The sequence below is a fragment of the Nocardia vaccinii NBRC 15922 genome, assembly GCF_001613305.1.
Lineage (GTDB): Bacteria > Actinomycetota > Actinomycetes > Mycobacteriales > Mycobacteriaceae > Nocardia > Nocardia vaccinii.
Map to the genome: position 1 here is coordinate 92,831 of NZ_BDCC01000032.1, position 22,804 is coordinate 115,634.

The window sequence follows — 22,804 nt, forward strand, 5'->3', positions numbered from 1 at the left end:
CTGCTCCCCGACCCCCGTCATCGGCTCGACGGGCCCTGACTCGGCACGCTGGCCGTGGCCGCGGTGGGGTTGATCTCGGGCGGGCGTTGGCGGGCGAGAGCGGTGGCGGTCAGGGCGGTGACCGCCATCGCGGCGATGCCGACCAGCGCTGCGGTGGTGTAGGCGTGGTCGTTCGGGAAGAGATGACCGGTGTCGGTGCCGGTGGCCAGGACCAGGCCGCCTATCGCGCTGCCCAGCGAGTACCCGATGCTGCGGACGACGTAGTTGAAGCTCATCGCGCTCGACGTCTCGCTCTTGGGCGTGACGGCCAGGATGACGCCGGGCATGGCGGCTGAGAAGCTGCCGACGCCGAAGCCCAGCACGCCCATCGCGACGAGCAGTTCGGCCAGGTTCGACCGGGCCGCGGCGAAGAGGACGAACCCGCCGCCGACGATGACGGCGCTGCCGGCCAGGAGCACGGGTGCGTCGATCAGCGTCCGAACCCGGGACGTGAGTTTGCCGGCGACGAACCCCAGCACCGAGAACGGGACGAGGACCAGCCCGGCGACGAAGGTGGTCAGCCCGAAGCCGTAGCCGGCGCTGTGCGGCGTCTGCGCGTACCGCGTGATGAGCGTGAGCAGGAGGTACATGCCGCTCCCGCCGACGAACATGGCGATGTTCGCTCCGGCGACCGCCGGGTGCCGTACCGCCCGGACATCGACCAGGGGCGCCTTGCTGCGCAGCTCGGAGGCGGTCCAGACGCACAGCAGGAGCACAGTGACGACGGCGAGGATCACCGCCACGGCGAGGTGGCGGCTCCACAGGCTCCGCTGGCCGGCCAGGAACAGGACGAGGAACAGTCCACCTGCGAGGACGAGCGCGCCCGCCACGGTCACATGAGCGGAGCGGCCTTCGGGAGCCGCGGGTATGGAACGCCACGCGGTCAGGAAGGCGACAGCGGTGACGAACAGGCCGAAGCTGTAGGCGGCCCGTACGCCACCGATCTCGGCGAGCAGTGCGGTGAGCGGGTAGCCGACGCCGGCGCCGATGATCGAGACCACCGAGATCAGGGCGATCGTCGCCGTGCTGCGCTCCTCGGGAAGATGGTCCCGGGCCACGCCCATCATCAGCGCCGTCAGACCGACCCCGACGCCTTGGGCCGCCCTGCCGATGAGCAGCCCCGCGAACGGCAGCGGCAGCACGGTCAGCGCACTGCCGACGACGACGATCGCCAGCGTGGCGAGGATCGTGGCCCGTCGGTGCGGGCCGGCTCCGAGCCGGCCGAGGACGGGCGTGGCGACGGCGCCGCTCAGCAGTGCGACGGTCAGCGTCCACTGCGCGCTGTCGAGCGAGACGTGGAATGTGGTCGCCACACTGGTGATCAGCGGCGTCCCGAGGCTGGCAACCGCCGCCACGACCAGGGCGATGAACATCAGGGCGGGGACCAGCAGCCGCGCCTCGGAGCGCTGCTGGGTGCGCCCCGTCACCGCTTCGGCCCTTCGCGGTCCTGGCTTTCGAGCTCTGCCAGGTGCGCCAGCGCCGGAAGCGCCGCCATCAGGGCCTCGACCTCGTCGCCGGCGAGTTTGTCGATCAGCCGCGCGAACGCATCGACGCCCGCCTGGCGCCGCGTCTGAACGTACGACGCGCCGGCCTCGGTCAGACACACCAGCGTGACCCGCTTGTCGGACGCGTCGCCCGTCCGCTCGACCAGTCCGGACTCCTCCATCACCCGGACCAGCACGGTCATCGCGGGCTGGGTGACACCCTCGATCACGGCCAGATCGGTGATGCGTCGCGGGCCGGTCCTGTGCAGGGTGGCCAGGGTGGCGGCGGACGTGGTGCTCATATCGCGCGGAAGGCGTCTCACAGCCCTGGTGGCCAGCCCGTAGAGGGCCGACCCGATCGCAGTGGATGCGCCACGAGTGGCGTCTTGACGACTCATCCGTGAAGCATACAATATTTATATGAATGCTTTATGCATCTCTCGCCCCGAACGCCCGGTGCTCCGTCGCCGGGATCGAGCAATCTGAGCGTCAATTCGAAGTCGGACGTGTCCGGCCGAACACAGGAGGTTTCCATGGCCAAGGGCTACTGGGTCAGTGTCTACCCCGTCATTTCCGACCCTGAGATGCTGACTGCCTACAACGAGCTGGCGCGTCCGGCTGTCCGGGCTGGGGGCGGGCGCGTCCTGTCTCATGGCGGTCGAGTCGTCGCCCACGAGGCCGGAATCGCGCACCGCGTCGTTCTGATCGAGTTCGACAGCTTTGAACAGGCGGTCGCGGCACGCGAGAGCGAGGCATACCAGAAGGCGCTGGTGGCCCTACCCGACGGCTTCGAGCGCGACTTCCGCATCATCGAAGGCATCGACTGACCGGCGGGCTCAGCCATCGCTGAGCACCCGTCACCTGATACGCACACGGTGCTCAGCGGCGACTCACGAGACGAGGTCCGGGCCGGCTGGACCGTCTCGCTGACCTTGTCGACGAAACTCACGCTCGCCCGAAGCGAACCGCGAACCGCTTCTCACACGACAGATCGGTCCAGCGAACACACGGCTTCGATGACCAGGGGCGCATCCTGCATCCATCTGCCGTGTGCCCCGTCGGGGCTACTCAGGGCACTGATGTTCAGTTTGAAGAACCGCAGGTCAAGACCTCTTTCGAGAGGTTTCGACGGGCGGTTTTTCTGTTGTTGGAGTAGCCCGGGGACGAGCCTGACTGCGCCAGGCTGGCGTAGAGAGCGTTCGCCATCTTGAAGCCGTTGGTCCCGGATGCTGGCGTGACAGGGCGTGTGGGTGCTCGTACTGGCGGTGGGCGGGTGTCTGGAGCGTAGATCGTCCGTCAGGGTGGTTCGTGGCGGTTCCGGCTCTCACAAACGGGTCCTTTGCACGAGCATGATCAAGAACGGGTCACCGGACCCCGCCCGACCGTCGATTGGTTCTCACAACCCGTTCTCACTCAAAAGCGGAATGGGCCCCTTCTGAGACTTGCATTGTGCGAAAATCCGGCCCCATGACGGACCCTCAAACCCCTTCCCCGTCCGAGCAGTCGAACGCGGACGATGTCGAGCGGCACGCCTGCCGAAGTGCGACACGCAGCCCGGATCGCCGTGCCGCTCGCGCTCAGGAGCGGTCACCTCCGCCTACCACACCCGCCGCTTCACCCTGGTGCCCCGCCTGAAGAAGGCGCTGAGGGTGCCGACCCCGGCCGACCGCAGGCCGGGGCAGCCGTGGCGGCCGGGCACCCCACCGCCTGCGCCGATCGACTCGGACCTGCCGAGCGCGGACATCCGCATCGGCTACGCCCGCTGCTCGACGCTCGGGCAGGAACTCGACTCCCAGCTCGACGCACTCAGCAAGCACGGCATCCCGAGGGACAAGATCTTCAGCGAGAAGATCAGCACCCGCGTCCGCGTACGCCCCAAGTTCGAGGAAGCGCTGCGGACCGCGCGAGGTCGAGGCCCACGCCCCACACTGCCGGGTCATCTTCACCGTGTACGAGATGAAGCGGCTCGGCCGCGACGCCGCCGAACTCACCGCACTCGCCGACCACCTCACCGCTCACGGCCTCATCCTGGAGATGCTCGCCGGGCCGCTGCCCGGCATCTACGACCCCACCGGGCCCGGCAAGCTGCTGTTCGCGTTCTTCGCCGCGATGGCCGAGACCGAGCGGGAGAACATCCGCGAGTCCACGCTCGAAGGACTCGACACCGCGGCCCGCAAGGGCAAGCACGGCGGCCGGCCCCCTGTCATCACCGACGACATGCTGCACACCGTGCTGCGCCGCCGCGCGGGCGGCGAGTCCGTCGAGCAGATCCAGCCCGACCTGATCATCCCTACCGGCAAGCGCAAGGGGCAGAACCCCTCGGTGGCGAGCATCTACCGAGCGCTCGCCGAGCACGCCAAGCGCGAGGCACACCCCGAAGCCATCGAGCAGGCCCACGCCGACTTCGCCGACCTCCGCAACGCAGACGTCTCCCGGCCCCGACCGGACGCCGCGGCGCTCAGCTCATGACCATGATCGTTCTCACCGGGATTTCCTGTACCGCAACTACTCACACCCGGACACGGGCGCGGTCGTTCACGATCCTTGAATGACCGCTGACCTGGTCAATCAGCCTCGTTTGCCGCTCCTGACACGATCCTTAACGGCACCCCAAGTAGTGGGCATTACCCCGTTCAGTGGTGCCGGGAACGGCGAACCAGCATTCGGCCGCACACCGTTCCCGACACCGAACACCCTCAGCCCTGTGAACCGTCGTCGCCCGGCTTCTGATGCGGATTCTCGATCACGGTCGGCGCAATCCACACACCATCGGGAAACCCGACCGCACCGCACCGCTCCCGCGCCTCGGCCAGCGTTGCCGAGGCCTCGTACACCCGGGCCGAGTCGGCGCTGGCCATGTCCATCACCACCACGACCGTGTGCGGCTCGTCCACCGCCTCATATGTCCCGGTGACCACCAGACCATGCTCCCGCCGCGCCGCATCCAACTTCGGATCCCAGAACCAGTGCGCCCACCGATCGACATCCACTACCCGCTGCTTGACCAGCATGACACCCACAACAACCTCCTCAAATCGAGCGTTCGTTCGTTTTGTGACTCTAGCAGTCCCATCGGTCACACACAACGAGTGAACGTTCGTTTTATGCTGTGGGTATGCCCCGACTGACCCCGCAGCGCTGGGCCGCACGGCGCCAGCAGATCCTCGACGGCGCCCGCGGTTGCTTCCTGCGCAACGGCTTCCACGCCACCTCGATGAAGGAGGTGGTCGAGGCAGCCCAGATGTCACCGGGCGCGGTCTACAACCACTTCGCGTCCAAAGACGAACTGGTCGCCGCGATCTGCGAGCAAGCACTCGCCGAGGTCACCAATACCTTCGAGCAGCTATCCGGCGAACAGCCACTCCCGCCGCTCGCCGAAGCCGTCACCGCCGTGTTCGGCCACACCGCACCCCTCGACGCCCAACGGGATTCGGCCCGTCTACTGGTCCAGATCTGGGCCGAAGCGATCCGTTCCCCAGCCTTGGCAGCCAGGGTCGAACCGATCTTCCGCACCGTTCGGGGCGTGCTGGCCACCCTCGTCACGCGATATCAGGACCAAGACCTGCTCCCCAGGACGACGGCAGCGGAGGAAATCGCCGACATCCTGCTCGCCACTCTGCAAGGCACGATCCTGCGCGACGCGGTGCTGGGCGACGTCGACCTCACCGCACTACAACGCGGGTTCCGGGCGCTCTGGCCCACCGCCACCACAACACCATCGGAACCGCCACTGCAGAACAAAACCCAGGACCAACACGGTCAGCCGGCTGACAAGCCGCCGCGACTCCATGAGCGCTTGCCAGCCGAGGCTCGGGAACTCGCGGACCCTATAAGGCCTGCTGTCCCCAGCAATTCGCCAGTTCAGATGAGAAACGACGCCCACTGACAACCTGCCCAGAACTGGCGCACCCCACCACATCAACTCGCAACACGCGCGCCAAACCCGATGAGAACCGACAGCAGTGGCTGGGGCGTCTATCCCGCGATTCGGTTCCGGGTCAGGTCCAGGCGGGTGGTCATGTCGAGCCGGAACCGGCCGTAGGGGTTGATGTTGGACCAGAACAACGGCGACATCGCCCGCCGCTCGGTATCGCCGACCAGATCGTGAAACTCTGGATCCTCCAAAACCGCTTGTAGCAGAAGGGTATTGATGTGCACCATCGCCGATTGCAGCAGATGCAAAGCAAGCATCGACACCTCGGCGTGCTCGCGATCGGCACCGGTGAGCTGGGAATCCTTGCCGTAGAAGACAACTGCGTTGGCGGAGTTCCAGTTCTCCACCACCTGCAACCCGCTGTTGATCTCTCTTCTGAGTTCTTCCGATGACAGATATTCGCACGCGAAGATCGTGCGTACCGCCCGCCCCAGTTCTTCCAGGGCCTGGTAGGTCGGGTCTTTCGGGCCTCCGCGGGTGAACCGCCGCAAGATGGACTCTGACTCCGCGGTGCCCAGCCGCAGCGCGGTCGCGTATTTGACCATCTGGTCGTACTGCTGCGCGATGAGATCCCACCGGATCGGCCTGGTCAAGATTGGTCCCAGCTCGCCGTAGACGCCCGCGTCGTCGGGCCGGTACAGCCGGATCGAGCCGATGTTCTTCAACCGCGGCAAGAGTTTGAATCCCAGCAGTTCGGTGAAGGCGAACCCAACCACCGAAGCCCCATGGGTGTCAACGTAATTCGCCTCGATCTCCGCATCGGTACAGTGCCGCAGCAGCCCTTCGATCATCGCCGCCACTTCCGACGATGAACAGGATTTGAGCTGGGAGTAGATGCACACGTTGCGACGTTCGACGTGCCAGTAGATCATCACCCCGTATCCGCCGTAGCGCTGGTGGTACTGGGTCATGAGGTTCGACTCCCAGGACCCGAACTTCTTCGAATCACTCGCGCACGAGGTGCCCGAACCCCACCAGTTCGGATCCCGCGCAGCGAAGGTAGCGTTGACCAGTTTTGTCGTCGCGCGCCGCAGGTTGTCGCGGGTGATGAAGTGCCGACGCACATGCCGCAACGCTGCTTCGGATTCCTCCTGCTCACCAGTGTTCACGATCGCCCGGATCCCCATGTTCGTGCCGAGCGCGAACAGATCCAGCAGCAGCCGTTTGCGCAGGGTGTCACGGTCGATGACCTCCCGGGAGGCCACCGAGGTGAACTCGGCGGTGAAGTCGGTGAGGAAATCGGCGTCCTTGAGCACATCGAGGAGATCGAGGGTGCCCCAGCGGCGGGCGACCTCGGCTTTGATCTTCTCCAAATTCTCCGGTTCTGGTTGTTTCTCCAGCTTCGGCACACTGATCCACTGCTCACCGCGCCGCCGCGTCAACCGGACCCCGCCGGTGGTTCCCTCGGCCAGTCCCCGATCGAGATCGTTGAGGGCCTTGCTCATCCGCTGCTGAAGCCCGGCGATGAACTCCGTAGGGTCCAGTGGCTGGCGGATCGCGGCGTAGTGCACCTCGCGGGCGGTGTCGAAATCGCCGGGCAGGTCGTCTTCGGGGTTGCGCCACCGGTTGCCGCCGTCGACGTAGATCTCGCGGCGGTGGATCGCGTCCCGCAGCGCGACCAGCACGCACAACTCGTAGGGATGCGCTCGATACGGCCCTTTTCATCGACCACCGCTTCGCGCCACGCCTTCGGGACCACCCCATCGAGCGGGGCCAGAGTGTGGGTGTCGTAGAAGCGGACCTTGCCGCCGATGCTGGCGTAGCGCGCCAGTAACTCCATTGCCACCATGACGGGACGGTAGGCGGTGTTGTTGCACCGGAAATCCAGTGCCGCCAACAATGCTGGCAGCATCCGCCGGTAGTGGTTCGAGTAGGAGCTGCGTAGCACGGTCCGCACGCGGGCCTGGAACACCTGGTCGTTGGCCTTCGCCTCTTTCACCAGCTCCCGCAGTGTCTTCTCACCCACCACCGGATACAACGCCTCACGCACGAGGTCGTCGGGATGATCCACCGCCGCTTCAGCAAGGCGGAACAGGATGTTCTCCTTGCCGCGCACGCGGCGCAGATCCTCGGTCAGTTCCTTCTCCACCCGCCGATCGGCTCGAGTGTTCACTTTGTGCACCAGCTCGATCAGCAGATCCACCAGGGCATCGGTGATCTCCGCCGCCCGCACCCAGCACAACGCGGCCAACAGCGTCAACATGATCGGGGTCGGCATATCCCGCAGATCCGACGGGAACGACCGTGCCGCCCGCGCCCGCCACGCATCGACCAGCTTCTCGCTCACGTCGGCGAACAAGTCGGCCGGCAGTTCCAGCGCCCGCACCGCCGCCAGCTTGTCGACCTCCCGCAGCAGCGTCTCCAGACTGACCTTGCCCGGATCGGACTTCAACTCCGCCAATAGATTGCGGCCACTGGCCAACGGCGCGGCGCCGGTCGCGATCAAGTTGCTCAGCCGGTCGATAGACGTCTCACTGAGCCGGGAGACGGTGCGCTCGCAGAACTGCTTCTCGAAACTCGTCCGCGCCGAACCGATCACGCGGCCGATCCGGCCCGGCGGTTCGATGCGTTCGCTGCGGCACTGCACCAGCAGGGCCTCACACAGCTGCTCGTCACGTAGCTCGACCGGGCACACGTCCGACGCCAGCCACGACGCGAGTTTGTCCTCGTCGCCGCGGGAAAACTCCCGGAACCCGAATGCCTCCCGGACCTGCGCCCGGTGATACTCGATCGTCCGACCCGACCACCGGTACTCGTCGAACAGGCCAGGATCGACCTTCACCTGCTCGGCCACATATGACACCGCCGCCGCAGGCAGCTCATCGGGTCCTTGCGGGAATCGCCCCTCGATCTCGAAGAATTTCAGCAACACGCTGAACCCCAGCCGCGTCGCCCCCGACTTGTTTTTCACCAGCTGCCAGTCGCTGCCGACCAGCGTCCACGACCCGATCAGATCCTCGGTCGACCACTCCTGACGCACGAACCGAAACCGTAAGCCCAGTCAGGGGTTACGCGCGCGTCCTACTTTGCGGCTCGGGCCAGCTTCAGGATTCCAGGGCCAACATCGTTCGGTTCGGCAAGGTGGGTGCGGGGACTGCCTACAAACTGATGCAGAACTTGCTCGGCTCGATCCAGATCGCCGCCACCGCCGAAGCCCTGCGCACAGCCGAACTGGCCGGGCTGGACCTGCCCACGGTGGTCGACACGCTCTCGCGCGGCGGCGCGGCCTGCCCCACCGTGGTTCGCGTCGCCCGGTTGATCCTCGAGGACGCGCATGATCGCGATATCAGCTTCACTGCCGACCTGCGCCTGAAGGACACTCGCTTGGGCGTGCAAGCCGCCGATGCGCTGGGCGCTCCAATAGCCCTCGGTCACACCGCCCTGGGCATCTTCACTCACCTCGTCGACGCCGGCCACGGCGAACTCAGCGAGACCAAGGTGATCGATCTACTGCGGGAGTGAACCGCGGTCTTCGTGTTGTCCTGTCCGGCCTCGCGACTGCCTGCCGCTTCACCGTATCCGGCTGATACCTGCCTTCGACCAACGACTTTCAACCGATGCGCGTATCGGCGGCCCTGTCGCCGGGAGTGCGGTTATGTCCGTGATCGCCGCGACCGCGGATGGGGCATCGGCTGGGCGCGCGAAGCCGGCGCTCTCGGGGGTGCACGGTGGTGATACCGGGCAGGACCAGATGCAGGCCGTCGAGGATTGCTCACGATCGTCGTGTCCGCGCAGCTGGCCGGCGACCGCGCGGGTGAACGGATCGCCCCCAGTACCGGTCTCGGTCTTGCCGTGATACGCGTTTGCCGCGCGAAAACCCAGTGCGGACGCGGTCGCCGGAATCGGCCTATCGGGCCGATAAGGCCGCCGATGTCGAATCGGGAATTCGCGCTCGTACGCTGTGCTATTCGGTTCCGTGCGTAGGCAATCCGCTCTGTAACCGCGCGGCCTCAGGGCTCGCGGAGAATTTGCGGCGAGTGGGCAAATGCAGTAGAAAACGCAGGTGGTGGCAGATGATTTCACGGGTCGGCCGGTGGCCCGTGTGATGAAGGAAATCGCCGATGCTGCCACCCAGGCGACCGACGATATCGCGCAGCAGACGGCCCGTCCGTTGCGGGAAATGTCCGATACGATCGATCTGCGTCGCACGTCGATCGTCGCTGCCGATGCGGATCGCGTTGTCCCGCTGGCAGATACACCTACGATCGAACTCGGCCGCATACCCGAGGCCGACAGTGCCGAAGGGGTCGAATACTGGGAGCCCGATGCTCAGGGCTGGACAGAGCCGAGCGCGCCACGATTCGATACGACGGAGATGGGCAGCGGGCATATCGGCGAGCATCTACCCCAGGGGTCGGAGCCGGGCATCACGTATCTTTACGACGAAGCCGCCCGACGCCCGTTCCGCCTCGAGGTCCGCGACGACGGCCTCATCTACGACGCGAACGGGGAACCCTTCGACACCACAGCATCCCAGGTATTCGACCGAATCGGTCGTGTGCGACCTCATCGGGCACTGTTCGTCATGGATTCCGACGGAAATCTGTACGCCTCGTTGCTCGGCGGGAGACCGCACCGGTTCCAACATTCCAGTTTTCTCGCCGGGGGGGGTCGGTCGCGGGCGCCGGCGAGATCCAAGTCGTGCGTGGCCAACTTCGATGGCTCAACGATGTCAGCGGTCACTACCTGCCCGAACGGCCCTACACGATGCAGGTGGTGCAACGCTTACGCGAACTCGGCGTCGGTGTCGGTCCGGATCAATTGCGGATCACCGCGCCGGAGTAACGCCGAGCGGCACCGGTGATGGGATCCGCAGCACCGCAACCACTTCCGAATGCGGTGGATGCATCGGCGCACCCGGTGCGATCATGCGCGGGGTGCGGCCACCGGGCTAGGTGTGGGTGGGGGAGATCTCACGCACCGGATCGGCCGGGGCGTCGTCGCGCGGACGGGCGGTCAATACCACCTGCGCACCGCCCGCGGGAACATGGGTGATGTTGCGGATGCGGACCTTCTCGCCGTGCACGCCCGGCGGCAGGGACAGGGTGTAGCGCGAAAGCGCCTCACGCAGTACGACCGTTCCCTCCATCAGCGAGAAGCCCGCGCCGATGCAGCGGCGCACACCACCGCCGAAGGGCAACCACGTGTTCGGGGCCACGCTGCCGTCCAGGAAACGCTCCGGGGAGAAGCGTTCGGGGTCCGGGTGACGCTCCGGATTGCGGTGCGCCAGCAGGATCGAGGTGGACACCACCGTCCCGCCCGGCAGATGCCGGCCACCGATCGTCATCTCGCGGGTCAGTTTCCGGCCCGCGCCGCCGATCACCGTGCGGCGGCGCATCGCCTCCTTCAGGACCGCCTCGAGATATTTGTCGTCGCCGTCGCATGCGGCTCGGTGGGCGCGGTTCTGCACGAGCGGGTCCGCGGCCAGCTCGTGGAACGCCCACGACAGCGCCGAGGCGGTGGTCTCGTGCCCGGCGAGCAGCAATGTCACGAGCTGATCGCGCAACTCCGCGTCCGAGAGCGGAACGTCGGCATCCTCGCCGGACCCCACGGCCAGCAGGCGGGACAGCACATCCGCGCCGCCGGGATCCGGATCGGTGCGTCTGCGCGTGATCTCGCCATAGAGCAACTCGCTCAACGCATCCTGGTTCTCGCGCATGCGCCGCCACGGGCCCAGGTTCTGCAGTCGCGGCCAGATCCCGCCGAACAGCATGATCGGGTTGATATTCACGATGCGGCGCAACCGCGGCGCGAGCTGTTCGCGCCGACGCGGATCACTCACACCGAACACCACGCGCATGATCACCTCGAGGGTGAGCTCGTTCATCCGGTCCAGCGTGTGCAGGGCCGTGCCCGGCTTCCAGGAGTCCACGTGTTCGGCGGCGATCTGTTCGACCAGGCCGCGGTAGCCGCGCAACGCCGAGGCGGCGAAGGCGGGCATCAGCAACCGGCGGGCCCGGGCGTGCTCGGCTTCGTCGGTCAGCAGCACCGAATGCTCACCCATGACCGCGCCCAGGACCCGATTGCCTTCTCCGGCATGCATATCGGCCGGGTCTCCGGCGAACACCTCCCGGATGTGCTCGGGCCGGGAGAACACCACCAGATGCTCCGCGTACGGCGGCAGCAGGCGAAGGGTGAACACCTCGCCGTAGCGGGCGGACATCGCGGTCAGCAGCCGCGGGCGCGCCATGGCGTACAGCACTGTCTGCAGTAGCCGCGGCAGCCGCGGGCCGGGGGGATATGCGGTAGTCACCAGCTCATGCCTTCCTCCGGGACGCCGACCGGCGCGGGTCGACTACCACGGTACGTCCCGAGCCTCCGGCTCGCCGCCGCGGACCGGGCGTAGCGGTGCGGGGTATTTTGCAGCGTCGATGAGCAATATTGTGGCGACTCGAATCTCACCGCGATTGCCCTGATATCAATGCGAATACCGACAACTCGGACGACTACATCGCAAATATTAGGCAACACAGCCGTCATGCTCATAACATGTCGCTATGCCCACCTTCAGAGTGGCCGGGCGCACCGATGTGTTCCTCGGTGAAGCCTGGCAGGCTGCGTTGGCGATCGGCTGCACTTCGGTGGCGTTGGGGGTGGTGATGATGGTGTGGCCGAACAAATCCGGTCCGATGTCGGAGCTGCTGTTCGGTCTGCTCATACTGCTGACCGCGGCCTGGCAGATGGTGCTGGCGTTCCGCGGACGCATCCGCACCGGACTCAAGGTCGTGGAGTTCGGTACCGCGCTGGTGGCGGTGCTGTTGGCGATGTGGTGCATGCGCAGCGGGGACTGGGTGTCACTGGTCGCGCTGTGGGTCGGGCTGGGCTGGGTGATCCGCGGCATCGTCCAGGCAACGGTCGCGGCCTGGTCGGACCAACTGCCCGGCACCGGTCGCCAGGAGATCGCCGGGCTGCTCACGCTGCTGGCCGGTTTCGCGGTGATGATCTGGCCGATCGACACCCTCGACGCGCTGGCGGTCCTGGCCGGAGTGTGCCTGATCCTGCTGGGAATCAGTGAGATTCGCATCGCCGCCCGCATCGCCCGGCCCGAGGCCACCCCCGAACACGTCGGGGTCCAGGGGCTGCTGCGCTCACAGTCCTGAGCGCCCCCGGTGGCGTTGCCGCACTGACGGATTCGGTACCCGCCACACCGTCCGGGGCATCGCCGTAGTCAATACGGATGTCGGAGGCCGAAAATCCCTGTCCCCGCGCTTCTCTCATCATCGCAAGCGGCTCGGTGTGACTGATCATGCCCGAAAGGGAACATCGCGCCGAGGCGACTCCGAGGTTGCCGGACATAGTGCGCCGGTATGTGCGGTAAGCGCCGGGCGCGGATTTCTCGAACATGTTCCTCGCCCCCGATAACACCTCGAACCCGGATTTCGATATCACCCCTGCCGCTGTCGATGCGCCGATCGCCGGGCGGGTCGGCCGGATTCCCGGAGACGGTGCTTCGGGCGAGCCGGCGCGAGCTGCTCAGCGGCCGGTACGACACCGGAAAAGCCTTGGGGCCGCGGCGTGCTGCTCGAGGCGAGCACCGTTGACGGGAGGAAGTAACCGATGGTGAACAGAACGACGATTCTCACGGTGGCGCTGGTCTGCGGTGCGGTGGGTGCGGCGGCGGGATGTTCGTCCGCATCGACCGGGACCGCGGCGAGCGGCACGCGGGGAGCGCCCAGCGCGGTGACGAACGGGGCGGTTCCGGTCGCGTCGGGGTATCCGTCCGCGGCGACCGAACCCGCTGGGACGGTAGGGAATGCGGTGCGTGCGGCGATCTCGCCGTGCGCTGGGGGTCAGGTGGTGGTCAGCGGCAAGGCGTTGGGCGCTGCCATGATGCATCGGGGCGTGCAGCTGACCTTCGCGCTGGCGCCGGGCGCAGCGCCGTGCACCCTGCAGGGCTACCCGGGCGTGGATACCGGCGCGGGCGGCCCGGTTGTCCACGCCGCACGCACACCCACCGGATATATGGGCGGTCCCGGCGCGGGCACCCTGGTGACCGTGCGGTCCGACAGCCCCGCGCATGCCATCGTGGAGGCCACCGCGATGGGGCCCGGCGGCGGCGAATGCACCATGTACTCGACCCTGCTGGTCACCCCGCCGAACACCACCGACACCCAGACCGTCGCGGTCGGCATCAACGGCTGCGAATTGCAGGTGCATCCGATCACCGGCTGAGCCGCACCGATGCCTGGCACCGGGCAGGGCGACCCCGGCGGCATCGGTCGTGAATGCGCGCGAGGCACGGCAGCAGCATCTGCGACATTGCCGTCAGCGCACGGTAACCCGTTGCGCGGACGCGAGGTTCGGGCCGCGGGCTGGTGATGGCCCGTGTGGCACGCCGTTCTAGGGTGCCTCGCCGGCGTGGGCGATGCCGTCCAGCAGGGCGGTGAGGCCGAAGGCGAAGGTGTCCTCGGGAGTGGGGTCGCTGTCCTGGTGGATGCGGCGGGACAGGTTCGGATGCTCACCCGCCGCCAGGACGGAACGAATATAGGGAGCCACGGCCCGGCGCCATTGATCCTCGGTCAGGCCCGTGTGGCGGTGCGCGCGCTGTTCGGCGAGCTGGCGGGTGGTCGCGCCGAAGATGTACGCGCCCACCGCGTCGACGATGTCGGTGGCGCGGGCGATCTCGGGGGTGAGTTCGGCGGCCGCGGCGAGGGCGAATTCCTGTTCGCGCAGCGAATTCGGGCCCAGGGCAGGACGTCCGGCGATCTGCGGGCCCAGCCACGGATGCCGCAGCAGCGTCGCGCGCAGATGACGTGCCAGCGCGGTCAGGTCCGTACGCCAGTCCCCGGTTCGTTCGGGCAGGGCCCGTTCGCCGCGCACGCGGTCGACCATCAGGTCGATCAAGTCGTCGCGGCTGCTCAGCGAGCGATACAGCGAGGCGGTGCCCGAACCCAGTTCCGCTGCTACGCGCCGCATCGACACCGCCTCGAGACCGTCGGCGTCGGCGATCGCGACGGCCGCCGTGACGATCCGGCCGATATCCGGGCCCTGCCGTCGTGGAGCGCGGGACTCGCGCATCCACACCAGAGTCGGGTCGCCCTCGGACATCGGAACTCCTCTTCGCCACCGATGGGTAGCACTACCGCTACCGTTATGGATACAGTGTATCCAAGTGCGAACAGTGTATCCATAAGGGGTGATCGTGTCCGATCAGCGCGTTCTCATCGTCGGCGGCGGCAGCGTCGGGCTGGCCGCCGCGGTATTCCTGACCCGGCACGGAGTGACGCCGCTGGTGCTCGAACAGCAGCCGGGGATCTCGGTGCATCCGCGAGCGACCGGCCTCGGGCCGCGCACGATGGAATTGCTGCGCCAGGCCGGACTCGAGCGCGCGGTCGACGATGTGGCGGTGGACATGTCCGCGGGTGGGGCGGTGAAGATGTCGATGCACACACTCGCCTCGGCGGATCTGTCCGCGGACGCACCCCGGATGCTCGTCGGAACCGCTGAGCACCAGGGTGATTACAGTCCGGCGCGGGTGCGCGGGGTCTGCCCGCAGCATCGCCTGGACTCGGTGCTGCTGCCCGCCGCCCGCGAAGGCGGTGCGCACGTGCGGTTCTCGGCGCGGGTGCGCGAATGCGCAATCGAATCCGGGGGAGTGGCGGTCACTCTCGACACCGGCGAGATCGTCACCGCGGATTACCTGATCGCCGCCGACGGGGTGCGCAGTACCGTGCGGGAGGGCCTGGGCATCGGCGTCGGCGGGCCCGGGGTGCTGGGTGAGCCGACCGTGAGCATCCTGTTCCGCGCCGATCTCACCCCTTACACCGGTGACCGTCATTTCGTGAACTGCACCATCACCAATCCCGACGCGCCCGGACTGCTGGTGACCGTCGATGGCGAGAAGGAATGGATATTCCACACCAGCGCCGACGAAATATCCGATGTGGCAGCGCATTTCACCGACGAGCGGTGTAGTGAGCTGATCCGTGCGGCGGTGGGTGATGCGGCGCTGCGGATGGAGATCGTCAATGTGCTGCCGTGGCGGGCGCGTGGCTCTCTCGCCGACCGATTCGGGCTCGATCGGGTGTTTCTCGTCGGCGATGCCGCGCATACCGTCCCGCCGATCGGTGCGTTCGGCCTGAACACCGGCATGGCCGATGCGCACAATCTGGCCTGGAAACTGGCCGCGGTGCTGCGTGGGGACGCCGGGCCCGCTCTGCTGGAAACCTACGCGGCCGAACGCCGGCCCGTTGCTGCGATGACCCTGGCGCAGGCCATGATCCGGCTCGCCGACCCGATGTTGCACTGGGACCCCTCCGCCGCTGACCGGCGTGCGGCCGCCGGGGTGCTACACGCATCCGTGGTGCATTCGGGCTACCGCTACGATTCCGCCGCGGTGATCGATCCGCGACTCGAACTGCCCTCCACCGAGGACGTAGTGGCCGACCTGGACGGCACCCCCGGCTCGCGCCTGCCGCACCACCGCCTGCCCGGCGGCGCATCCACCCTCGACCTCATCGGCGCACATTGCACCGTCCTCGCCACCAACCATCGCTGGATCGCGGCGGCCTCCGACGCCGCGGACCGCCTGGGCATCCGGCTCGACGCACACGTAATCCCTCTGCCCCACAACGAGATCCGCGAGTGGTCCGACGTCGTCGGCATCGAACCGGACGGCGCCCTGCTGGTCCGCCCGGATCAGATCATCGCCGCACGCGTACCCACTGCCCCGCCGGCACCCGCATACCTACTGTCTCGAATGCTGACTCGCATCCTCGCCCGCTGAAGCCGGCCGCCACCATTGTCGGAAGATCGGCTCGCACCACGTCCTGTCATCTGGAAAGCACGGCGAGCAGATCGATCGTGATCACCGAAACCGTGCAGGGCAAGGAGTATCCGCAAGATGAGTGGCGCTGAGCCAACCGGCGCATCCGGCCGGTGATTTCCGGTGGGCGTGCCGAGCGCGTGTGCCGAGCTATTGCCGGTTCGGGTGATCGTCGCCCCGCACTGTCCAGCTCACACTCCGAGGACGGTGCCGGGGTGACCTAGTACGTCCGGCGCCGCGCTCACCACGCCACGGTGCGACCGAGGTAATCCAGGAATTGCAGGCCACCGTGGCCGCGCTGGGCATCGACGGTGGCGACCAGGTTCGGGATGCTCTCCTGGATGGTGAGGCGTGCGCCGGGACCGCCGAGTTCGGTCCGCACCCAGCCCGGCGCCATCAGCAGCAGCGTGCGCGGATCGTCGCGATGGCGGGCGGCGTAACTGCGCATCAGCTGATTCAGGGCGGATTTGCTGGCGCGGTAGATCTCGAAACCACCGCGTTCGTTGTTCGCGATGCTGCCCTGGCCGGAGGACATGATCGCGAGGGTGCCCTGCGGCGGAACCAGGTCGCCGAGAGTTTCCAGCACGCGCATCGGGCTCAGCGCATTGGTGAGCATCAGGCGGGTGAACTCCTCGGTCGTGACATCCGCGCTGGTCTCCTCGGGGTCGTTGGTGACGCCCGCGTTGACGAACAGCAGATCGAATCGCCGTTGCGCGAGTCGATCTCGCAGGGCGAGGATTTGCTCAGGGACGGTGATGTCGAGATGTTCTATCTCCAGCCGCCCGTCGGCGGTTTCGCGCAGCTCGTGCAGCGCGGTGCGGCCGGTACCGCGCACGGTCGCCAGCACACGCGAGCCCCGATCGAGGTAGTGCGCGGCGATTGCGTGGCCCAATCCGCGCGATGCCCCGATGAGCAGGACGGTCGTATTCGGCGAGGTCTCTGTCAACGTTGCTCCTCGGCGTCACGTGGTCGGCTGGGCGGATGCGGCCGTGCGGGCGTAGAGCGCATCGGCGTTGGCGTGGGCGATCTTTCGGCGATCCTCGAGGTCGGGGAGGGTGTTCAGGAATTCCTCGACAGCGGTGGGACCGAGGCGGTGGAACGGGTAGTCGCCGGACAGCAGGATCCGGTCGGCGGTGGTGAAGTCCAGGGCGTGGCGCAGCAGGCGTGAGGTCAGCATGCCGCTGGTCGCGATGTACACGTTCGTCCGGACATAGTCCGCGACCCGACGGTCCAGATGTGTGGCGACATTCGAGAGGCTGTCGACCCGGTCGAGCCAGAACAGCAGCATCTCACCCCAGTGCCCCAATACGATTCGCAGATCCGGATGACGGTCGAACGCGCCGCTGAGAATCAGTCGCAACGCCGCGAGCCCGGCCTCGGCATGCCAGCCCCAGCCGAAGGTCGCCAGCGACAGGTCGAGCGTCTCGCCGAGTCCGCGGTAGGACGCTTCGCGCACCGCATCCGGCGGGATCTGCGGATGAATGAACAGCGGGCGAGCGTGTGCGGCCGCGACGGCCAGTACCTCGTCGTAGGCGGGATCGTCCAACGGACGATCGCCGCAGCGGCCGTAGGCCATGATTCCCACGTGCGCGGCCGAGGTTGCGGTGCGTTCGAGTTCGGCCACCGCGGCGGCCGGCTCGGACATCGGCAACGTCGTCATCGCGCGAAATCGGTCCGGATGACGTTCGACCGCGTCGGCGGCGCGGTCGTTGGCCTCGCGGCACAGTGCCACGGCCTCGTTCGGCGGCAGGCCATAGGTTCCCGGCGGGGCCAGGGAGATGATTTGCTGATCCACTCCCGCGGCGTCCATCGCCGCGATCCGGTCCGCGCCGAGGTCGAACAGCCGCTCGGGAATATCGCCCCGATCGTTGAGGACGACACTCGCATCGAGTCCGTGGGCTCGCACGGCCCGATCGATGCCCTCGGTGGTCCAGTGCTCCTCGATGGTGACGACTCTCATCGCACTCCTTCACTCATCACTTGTTGAGCGAGCCTAACAGATTCGCTCAACGCATGTAGAGTAACGAGGTGGACGAACCGACGACACGCGCGGCACGGCGCGCGGCCACCGCGCAACGAATTCTCAGTGCCGCACAAGCCGAATTCGGCGAATACGGACTCGAGCGCGCCACCGTGCGCGGTGTGGCCCAGCGCGCGGGAGTCGACCCCTCCCTGGTTCTGCAGCACTACGGCTCGAAGATGGGCCTGTTCGCGGTCGCCACCCAGCTGCACCGCGGCGACACCGACGACCTGGACGCCGCCAGCACTCCTCAGGACGTGGCCGAGCACCTGTTCGACATCCTCGGCATCCGACTGAACACCCCGCCCCCCGAAGCGCGTGCACTGGCGCGTTCCATGCTGACCGCACCCGAGGCGACAGCTGCGATGCGCAATTTCCTCGACGAGCGCGTCCAGAACCTCGCCCGCGCCGACGCCCGCCCCGACGCCGAACTACGCGCGGCCCTGACCGTCAGCAGCATCCTGGGCCTCACCATCGCCCGTCACTTCCTCGAACTCGAGGCCCTTGCCGACATCTCCGAGGAGCAGATCGACACCGTGCTGCGCCCCTGGCTGACAGCTGCCCTCGATCGCCCCACCCCGCCGGCCGGGCCCGGCCACGATGGGCGCTGACCCGGTGCGCCGCTGAGCACCATAGGATTCCGCCGGCGTCACGTCCGGCAGTAATCGCGCGGAAATGGTGTGTTGCCGACACGCGGACCCGGGATGGGCGGCGTCGCGTCGGCAGAGGGCTGCCGATGCTTGCACGTCGTCCAGCGCCTGTCGTGCGATCTCGCCGAAGTCGTCGTCACCGGTTGTCCGGCTCCAGCGTTCGTAGGCGATCGCGGAGGCGAGCGCGCCGAGTTCCGCGGCCACGCGAGCGGTCAGGTCGGGAACGCCGCGCCGTTCGAGCGCGTCGGCCATTGATGCGATGAGGGCGAGGTTCTTCAGCGCTTCGCGTTCTCGCAGTTCGCGGTTGGCGGCGATCACCGCCTGCCTGCGGGCGATGAACTCGCGGCGCTCGGGCGTGAAGACTGCTCCGCCGGCCGCGTCCAGCGCGCGGGCAATCACCTCGAGCGGGGCGGCGGTTGCCGGTGCTGCTGCTATCGCCTCGACGAGCAGCCCGGTCATGGTGCCGCCGCCGAAGAGCACTTCCCGCTTGTCCTGGAAGTGCCTGAAGAAGGTGGTCTTCCCGAGCCCCGCGCGCTGCGCGATGTCGATCACGGTCGTGTTCTCGTAGCCCCGCTCGGCGAATAGGTCGAGGGCGGCGCGAGCGAGCCGTTCTGCTGCGTTCGGTTCCCAGCGAGCCATGAACACAGTGTATGGGACTTGGTTCCGTCAATTGCATCCTGCGACGGGACTTGGTTCCGTCAGTCGTGTACAGTAACGGGACTTGGTTCTGTCAGTTCCCTTGCGAGGAGTCCGCCAGTGAGTCGTGCTGTGATCTACAAAGCGTTCGGGGGCCCGAAGTGCCGGAGTTTCGGGAGGTTCCGGAGCCGCACGCCGCCTTCCCGGTCGAGAAGATCCGCGACGCCATGACGTTGCAGGCCGCCACGTCCACGGCGAAGTCGTAGTCACGCTGTGACCGCACCAAGACCACGCAGGAAAGCGAAAGGGAAGACGACGATGAAGCGGATCCAGTACCACCAGTACGGCGGGCCGGAGGTCATGCGGCTCGAAGAGTTCGAGCCGGCACCGCTCGGCGCCGATGAGGTCCTCGTCCGTGTGCGCGCGGCGGCGGCAAACCCGATGGACTTCGGGATCCGCGCCGGCCGCATGAAGCAGGTGACCGGCCGGCGCTTCCCGCGTGCGATGGGTTACGACTTCGCGGGCGTCGTCGAAGCAGTCGGCGACCGTGTCACCCGCCTGCACGTCGGTGACGAAGTGCTCGGCGGGACGTCGGTCAAGTCCGCGGGCGCGTTTGCCGACGTGATCGTCGCCCAAGAGAAGGGCATCGTGCACAAGCCCGCGAACCTCTCGTTCGAGGACGCCGCCACGATCCCGACGGTCGGGATCACCGCCCTGCAGGCCGTGATCACGAAGGGAAAGCTGCAGCCGGGCCAGGCCGTGTTCGTGCACAGCTGTCTCGGCGGAGTCGGCCATTCCGCAGCGCAGATCGCCCTTGCCCACCAGGCCACGGTCGCAGGCAGCTGCCGCAACAGCGCTCGGTCCAAGGCACGCGACCTCGGTATCGACCCGGTCGTCGACTTCGACTTCGACCCTACCTCGCTGGCAAGGCGGTTCGACCTCGTCATCATCACCGCCGGCACGCTCTCGGTCAAAGCCGCGCGGACGATACTCAGGCCAGGCGGCCGCATCATCAGCATCCTCCCCACCCCGGCGAACCTCGCCAGAAGTGTCCTGCCCGGGCCGTTCCACGCCATGATCGCCCGACCGGTCACCAAAGACCTCGAAGAGGTCGCCCGAGCCGCCGGCCGGGGAACGCTGCGACTACCGATCGCCCGCACCGTCCCGCTCTCGCAAGCCATCACAGCACTCACCGAACTCGAACAAGACGGCGCGGCCAAGCGAGGCAAGCTGATCATTACGCCACAGCAGGGAGTGCTCTGATGGAGCAGCTGACCGGCGACCTTCTCGACACCGCCGCCACCGCCCACGGCCGGCTGGGCCCGCACGGCATTCTTTACGAGGGCGCGGAGGTCCCTGCCCGCGACGGCGTCGCCCTCGACACCGACGTCTACCACCCGGCCGGGCGGGTCGGCGGCCCCGTTGTCCTCATGCGAACCCCCTACGGCAAGGCGAACTGGCGCAACGACGGCATCTACTGGAGCGGCCGATGCCGTTTCTCGATGGCTGTCCCAGGCACGATGTGCCTTGGTGTGCCAGCGTGCGACCCCGACGTCAGCCCGTTCCATGTCGGCGGCGGTTGCGGGCACGGGCAATGGATGCCGCTGTCGCCGCGACGGTCCGATCGGCGTCGGAGGCCAGATCGTCCAGGGCCGCTCTGGCCGCGTTGCCCGGAATCTCGGCCAGCGCCTGCGTGATTCGCAGACGCGCCGCGGGGTCCGCGGTGCTGTCGAGTTCGGCCCGCATGGCCCGGACGAGATCCGCGTCGCGGGACGTGGCCTGTGCGAGTGATCCCAACACCTCGGCGGCCTCGACATCGGAACGGCCCGCGACGACCATCGCGAGCAGCACCGGAACCGCCTCGCTCACCTGCCGCGAACCCAGTGCCAGGGCGGCCCGTTCGCGGACGACCGGGTCGGCGTCGTCGAGAACTCGCCGCAGCAACGTGGTCGCCTCGGCGGTGGGCACCGCCGCGATCGCCAGCACCGCGCGGCGGCGGATCTGGGTCTGCTCCGCAGCCAAACCGGCCGACAGCTCGCCCAACCCGGCGCCGGCCGCTCGGGCCAGCGACCAGCGCAGCGCCCCGGCGACATTCGGGTCCTCCTCCGACAACGCCGCCTGCGCCACCGCGGCCATCGGCAGCGCCGCATTCGTGTGCTGGGACAGCACGGCCTGCTGGCGGTGGTTGCCGGATTCGGATTCCAGTCCGCGCAGCAGCGCGACGATGGTGGTGACCTGGTCCCACTGTGCTGGGGCCGCGGCATCGACGCGCTCGAGGTTGCGCAGCAGCTCCTGTTCGGCCGCGATCCGGGCCCGAGTGTGCTCGATCAGTTCGCCGACCAGCGCGGTCGGCGCGAAATCGGGATCGTCCAGTGCGCGCTTGGCCTCGTGCAGCGACAGTCCGAGCGTGCGCAGACATTCGACGTGGAAGAGGCGACGCAGGTCCTCGGCGGAGTATTCGCGGTAACCGCCGATGGTACGGCCGGTCGGGCTCACCAAACCCAGTGCGTCGTAATGACGCAGCATGCGCGGGCTGATGCCCGATTGCCGCGACACCTCACCGATCAACATCCCGTCACCTCCTCTCGATTGTCGAAACCCTATGTGTCCGAACCGGTTACGGCTACCCGCCTGGCCAGTTCCAGCGCGGGCTCGAATCCGCTGTCGGGATCGCGGCGCAACCGCTCGGCGGCCTGCGCGTGCGCGCGAACCCGGGGATCGGGGTGTCGTGCGGCAGTGGCCAGAACCGGAGCCGCGGCCTCCCCGAGTGCGGCAAGCGCGCGGCTCAGACCCAATTGCACCGGCTGCTCGCCCCGTCCCAGCGCCGTGGCCAGATCCGCGGCGAGCACGCCCTCGTCACCGGGCGGAACGAGAGCCACCGCCGCGCGCCATGCGCTCAGGGCGACCTCGTCGTCCGCGTCGTGCAGCCGACCCGACACCGCGGGCCAGGCGCCGCGGTCCCCGATTTTGGACAGGGTGTGCAGCGCCTGACTGCGGGCCTGAGCCGTGGCGGACTCCAGCTCCGCGATCAGTCCCGGCAGGGTGACCTCGGCCGGCAACCGGCACAATGCCCAGGTCAGCATGTCTCGGACGAAGAAATCCGATTCGATCGCGCACCGCGCGATCAGAATCTCCACCAGCCGCGGATCACCCGGCGTACCCGCGGCCAGCGCCGCGCGCAGTCGCACCGAGGACTCGGTATGGGCGAGAGCGGCGATGAGACGAGCATCCGGCTCGCCGTGAATCGTCGTAGTCACGACAACCACCTCCTTCGCC

The 22,804-nt window shown here is 67.6% G+C and carries 21 protein-coding genes and 3 pseudogenes; 11 read left to right on the plus strand and 13 right to left on the minus strand.

What is annotated here, in order from left to right:
• Nucleotides 1-17: 17 nt before the first annotated feature.
• Together NV1_RS20435 and NV1_RS20440 are read right to left on the minus strand one after the other, a co-directional pair.
• A complete protein-coding gene (locus NV1_RS20435) occupies nt 18-1,466 on the minus strand; it encodes an MFS transporter (protein WP_067893605.1) in 1,449 nt (482 codons plus the stop codon).
• Nucleotides 1,463-1,921, minus strand: a complete 459-nt coding sequence (locus NV1_RS20440; RefSeq protein ID WP_245713819.1) for a MarR family winged helix-turn-helix transcriptional regulator — start codon at nt 1,919-1,921, stop codon at nt 1,463-1,465. The genes NV1_RS20435 and NV1_RS20440 overlap by 4 nt, the downstream gene beginning before the upstream one ends.
• Before the next feature lie 135 nt (nt 1,922-2,056).
• Between NV1_RS20440 and NV1_RS20445 the strand changes: the two genes are divergently transcribed.
• From NV1_RS20445 to NV1_RS46415, 3 genes and pseudogenes are all read left to right on the plus strand, one after another.
• A complete protein-coding gene (locus NV1_RS20445; RefSeq protein ID WP_067893610.1) occupies nt 2,057-2,350 on the plus strand; it encodes a DUF1330 domain-containing protein in 294 nt (97 codons plus the stop codon).
• 822 nt (nt 2,351-3,172) lie between these two features.
• Nucleotides 3,173-3,421: pseudogene (locus NV1_RS46860) on the plus strand (recombinase family protein); the annotation flags it as partial.
• A 49-nt stretch (nt 3,422-3,470) separates the two neighbouring features.
• The gene (locus NV1_RS46415; protein ID WP_281181860.1) at nt 3,471-3,992 is read left to right on the plus strand and encodes a recombinase family protein; all 522 of its coding nucleotides are present in this window, start codon (nt 3,471-3,473) and stop codon (nt 3,990-3,992) included.
• A 227-nt stretch (nt 3,993-4,219) separates the two neighbouring features.
• On the opposite strand, the gene NV1_RS20455 is transcribed toward NV1_RS46415, so the two are convergent.
• Nucleotides 4,220-4,534: a hypothetical protein gene (locus tag NV1_RS20455; RefSeq protein ID WP_245713840.1), complete on the minus strand. Its 315-nt coding sequence runs from the start codon at nt 4,532-4,534 to the stop codon at nt 4,220-4,222.
• Between the two features lie 104 nt (nt 4,535-4,638).
• Here NV1_RS20455 and NV1_RS20460 point away from each other — a divergent pair, with 104 nt between their 5' ends.
• Complete coding sequence (locus NV1_RS20460; RefSeq protein ID WP_157117174.1) at nt 4,639-5,409, plus strand: TetR/AcrR family transcriptional regulator; 771 nt, start codon at nt 4,639-4,641, stop codon at nt 5,407-5,409.
• Between the two features lie 89 nt (nt 5,410-5,498).
• Here NV1_RS20460 and NV1_RS45145 read toward each other — a convergent pair whose 3' ends face one another.
• On the minus strand, nt 5,499-7,082 hold the full coding sequence (locus tag NV1_RS45145) for a Tn3 family transposase (RefSeq protein WP_218027176.1): 1,584 nt from the start codon (nt 7,080-7,082) through the stop codon (nt 5,499-5,501).
• A 938-nt stretch (nt 7,083-8,020) separates the two neighbouring features.
• A pseudogene (locus NV1_RS45800) lies at nt 8,021-8,437 on the minus strand (DUF4158 domain-containing protein); the annotation flags it as partial.
• Between the two features lie 101 nt (nt 8,438-8,538).
• Between NV1_RS45800 and NV1_RS20470 the strand changes: the two are divergent.
• Entirely contained in the window at nt 8,539-8,919 is a 381-nt protein-coding gene (locus NV1_RS20470; RefSeq protein WP_245713820.1) for an NAD-binding protein, read from the plus strand.
• Between the two features lie 442 nt (nt 8,920-9,361).
• On the opposite strand, the gene NV1_RS43665 is transcribed toward NV1_RS20470, so the two are convergent.
• Nucleotides 9,362-9,799 carry a hypothetical protein gene (locus NV1_RS43665; protein WP_157117176.1) on the minus strand — a complete coding sequence of 146 codons (438 nt, stop codon included), beginning with the start codon at nt 9,797-9,799 and terminating at the stop codon, nt 9,362-9,364.
• Between the two features lie 299 nt (nt 9,800-10,098).
• Between NV1_RS43665 and NV1_RS43670 the strand changes: the two genes are divergently transcribed.
• Nucleotides 10,099-10,242: a hypothetical protein gene (locus tag NV1_RS43670; RefSeq protein ID WP_157117177.1), complete on the plus strand. Its 144-nt coding sequence runs from the start codon at nt 10,099-10,101 to the stop codon at nt 10,240-10,242.
• Between the two features lie 106 nt (nt 10,243-10,348).
• Here NV1_RS43670 and NV1_RS20485 read toward each other — a convergent pair whose 3' ends face one another.
• A complete protein-coding gene (locus NV1_RS20485; RefSeq protein ID WP_067893620.1) occupies nt 10,349-11,710 on the minus strand; it encodes a cytochrome P450 in 1,362 nt (453 codons plus the stop codon).
• A gap of 244 nt (nt 11,711-11,954) precedes the next feature.
• Between NV1_RS20485 and NV1_RS20490 the strand changes: the two genes are divergently transcribed.
• Nucleotides 11,955-12,557 (plus strand): DUF308 domain-containing protein, encoded by a 603-nt coding sequence (locus NV1_RS20490; protein WP_067893622.1) that lies wholly within the window; start codon nt 11,955-11,957, stop codon nt 12,555-12,557.
• Nucleotides 12,558-13,014: 457 nt separating this feature from the next.
• Complete coding sequence (locus tag NV1_RS20495; RefSeq protein ID WP_084525560.1) at nt 13,015-13,629, plus strand: DUF4232 domain-containing protein; 615 nt, start codon at nt 13,015-13,017, stop codon at nt 13,627-13,629.
• Between the two features lie 168 nt (nt 13,630-13,797).
• Here NV1_RS20495 and NV1_RS20500 read toward each other — a convergent pair whose 3' ends face one another.
• Nucleotides 13,798-14,505: a TetR/AcrR family transcriptional regulator gene (locus NV1_RS20500; RefSeq protein WP_084525561.1), complete on the minus strand. Its 708-nt coding sequence runs from the start codon at nt 14,503-14,505 to the stop codon at nt 13,798-13,800.
• A 94-nt stretch (nt 14,506-14,599) separates the two neighbouring features.
• On the opposite strand from NV1_RS20500, the gene NV1_RS20505 reads away from it, so the two are divergent.
• Complete coding sequence (locus NV1_RS20505) at nt 14,600-16,183, plus strand: FAD-dependent monooxygenase (protein ID WP_067893886.1); 1,584 nt, start codon at nt 14,600-14,602, stop codon at nt 16,181-16,183.
• 280 nt (nt 16,184-16,463) lie between these two features.
• Here NV1_RS20505 and NV1_RS20510 read toward each other — a convergent pair whose 3' ends face one another.
• On the minus strand, nt 16,464-17,168 hold the full coding sequence (locus NV1_RS20510; RefSeq protein ID WP_067893624.1) for an SDR family NAD(P)-dependent oxidoreductase: 705 nt from the start codon (nt 17,166-17,168) through the stop codon (nt 16,464-16,466).
• 15 nt (nt 17,169-17,183) lie between these two features.
• Nucleotides 17,184-18,182: an amidohydrolase family protein gene (locus tag NV1_RS20515; protein WP_067893626.1), complete on the minus strand. Its 999-nt coding sequence runs from the start codon at nt 18,180-18,182 to the stop codon at nt 17,184-17,186.
• Nucleotides 18,183-18,250: 68 nt separating this feature from the next.
• Here NV1_RS20515 and NV1_RS20520 point away from each other — a divergent pair, with 68 nt between their 5' ends.
• Nucleotides 18,251-18,853 (plus strand): TetR/AcrR family transcriptional regulator, encoded by a 603-nt coding sequence (locus tag NV1_RS20520; protein ID WP_067893628.1) that lies wholly within the window; start codon nt 18,251-18,253, stop codon nt 18,851-18,853.
• 525 nt (nt 18,854-19,378) lie between these two features.
• Here NV1_RS20520 and NV1_RS45805 read toward each other — a convergent pair.
• Nucleotides 19,379-19,531, minus strand: a pseudogene (locus tag NV1_RS45805) (helix-turn-helix domain-containing protein); the annotation flags it as partial.
• Between the two features lie 357 nt (nt 19,532-19,888).
• Between NV1_RS45805 and NV1_RS20535 the strand changes: the two are divergent.
• Entirely contained in the window at nt 19,889-20,791 is a 903-nt protein-coding gene (locus NV1_RS20535) for an NADP-dependent oxidoreductase (RefSeq protein ID WP_245713821.1), read from the plus strand.
• Nucleotides 20,792-21,082: 291 nt separating this feature from the next.
• On the opposite strand, the gene NV1_RS20540 is transcribed toward NV1_RS20535, so the two are convergent.
• Both NV1_RS20540 and NV1_RS20545 read right to left on the minus strand, forming a co-directional pair.
• On the minus strand, nt 21,083-22,099 hold the full coding sequence (locus NV1_RS20540; RefSeq protein WP_067893637.1) for a MerR family transcriptional regulator: 1,017 nt from the start codon (nt 22,097-22,099) through the stop codon (nt 21,083-21,085).
• A gap of 29 nt (nt 22,100-22,128) precedes the next feature.
• On the minus strand, nt 22,129-22,794 hold the full coding sequence (locus tag NV1_RS20545) for a HEAT repeat domain-containing protein (protein ID WP_174557461.1): 666 nt from the start codon (nt 22,792-22,794) through the stop codon (nt 22,129-22,131).
• Nucleotides 22,795-22,804: the final 10 nt, after the last annotated feature.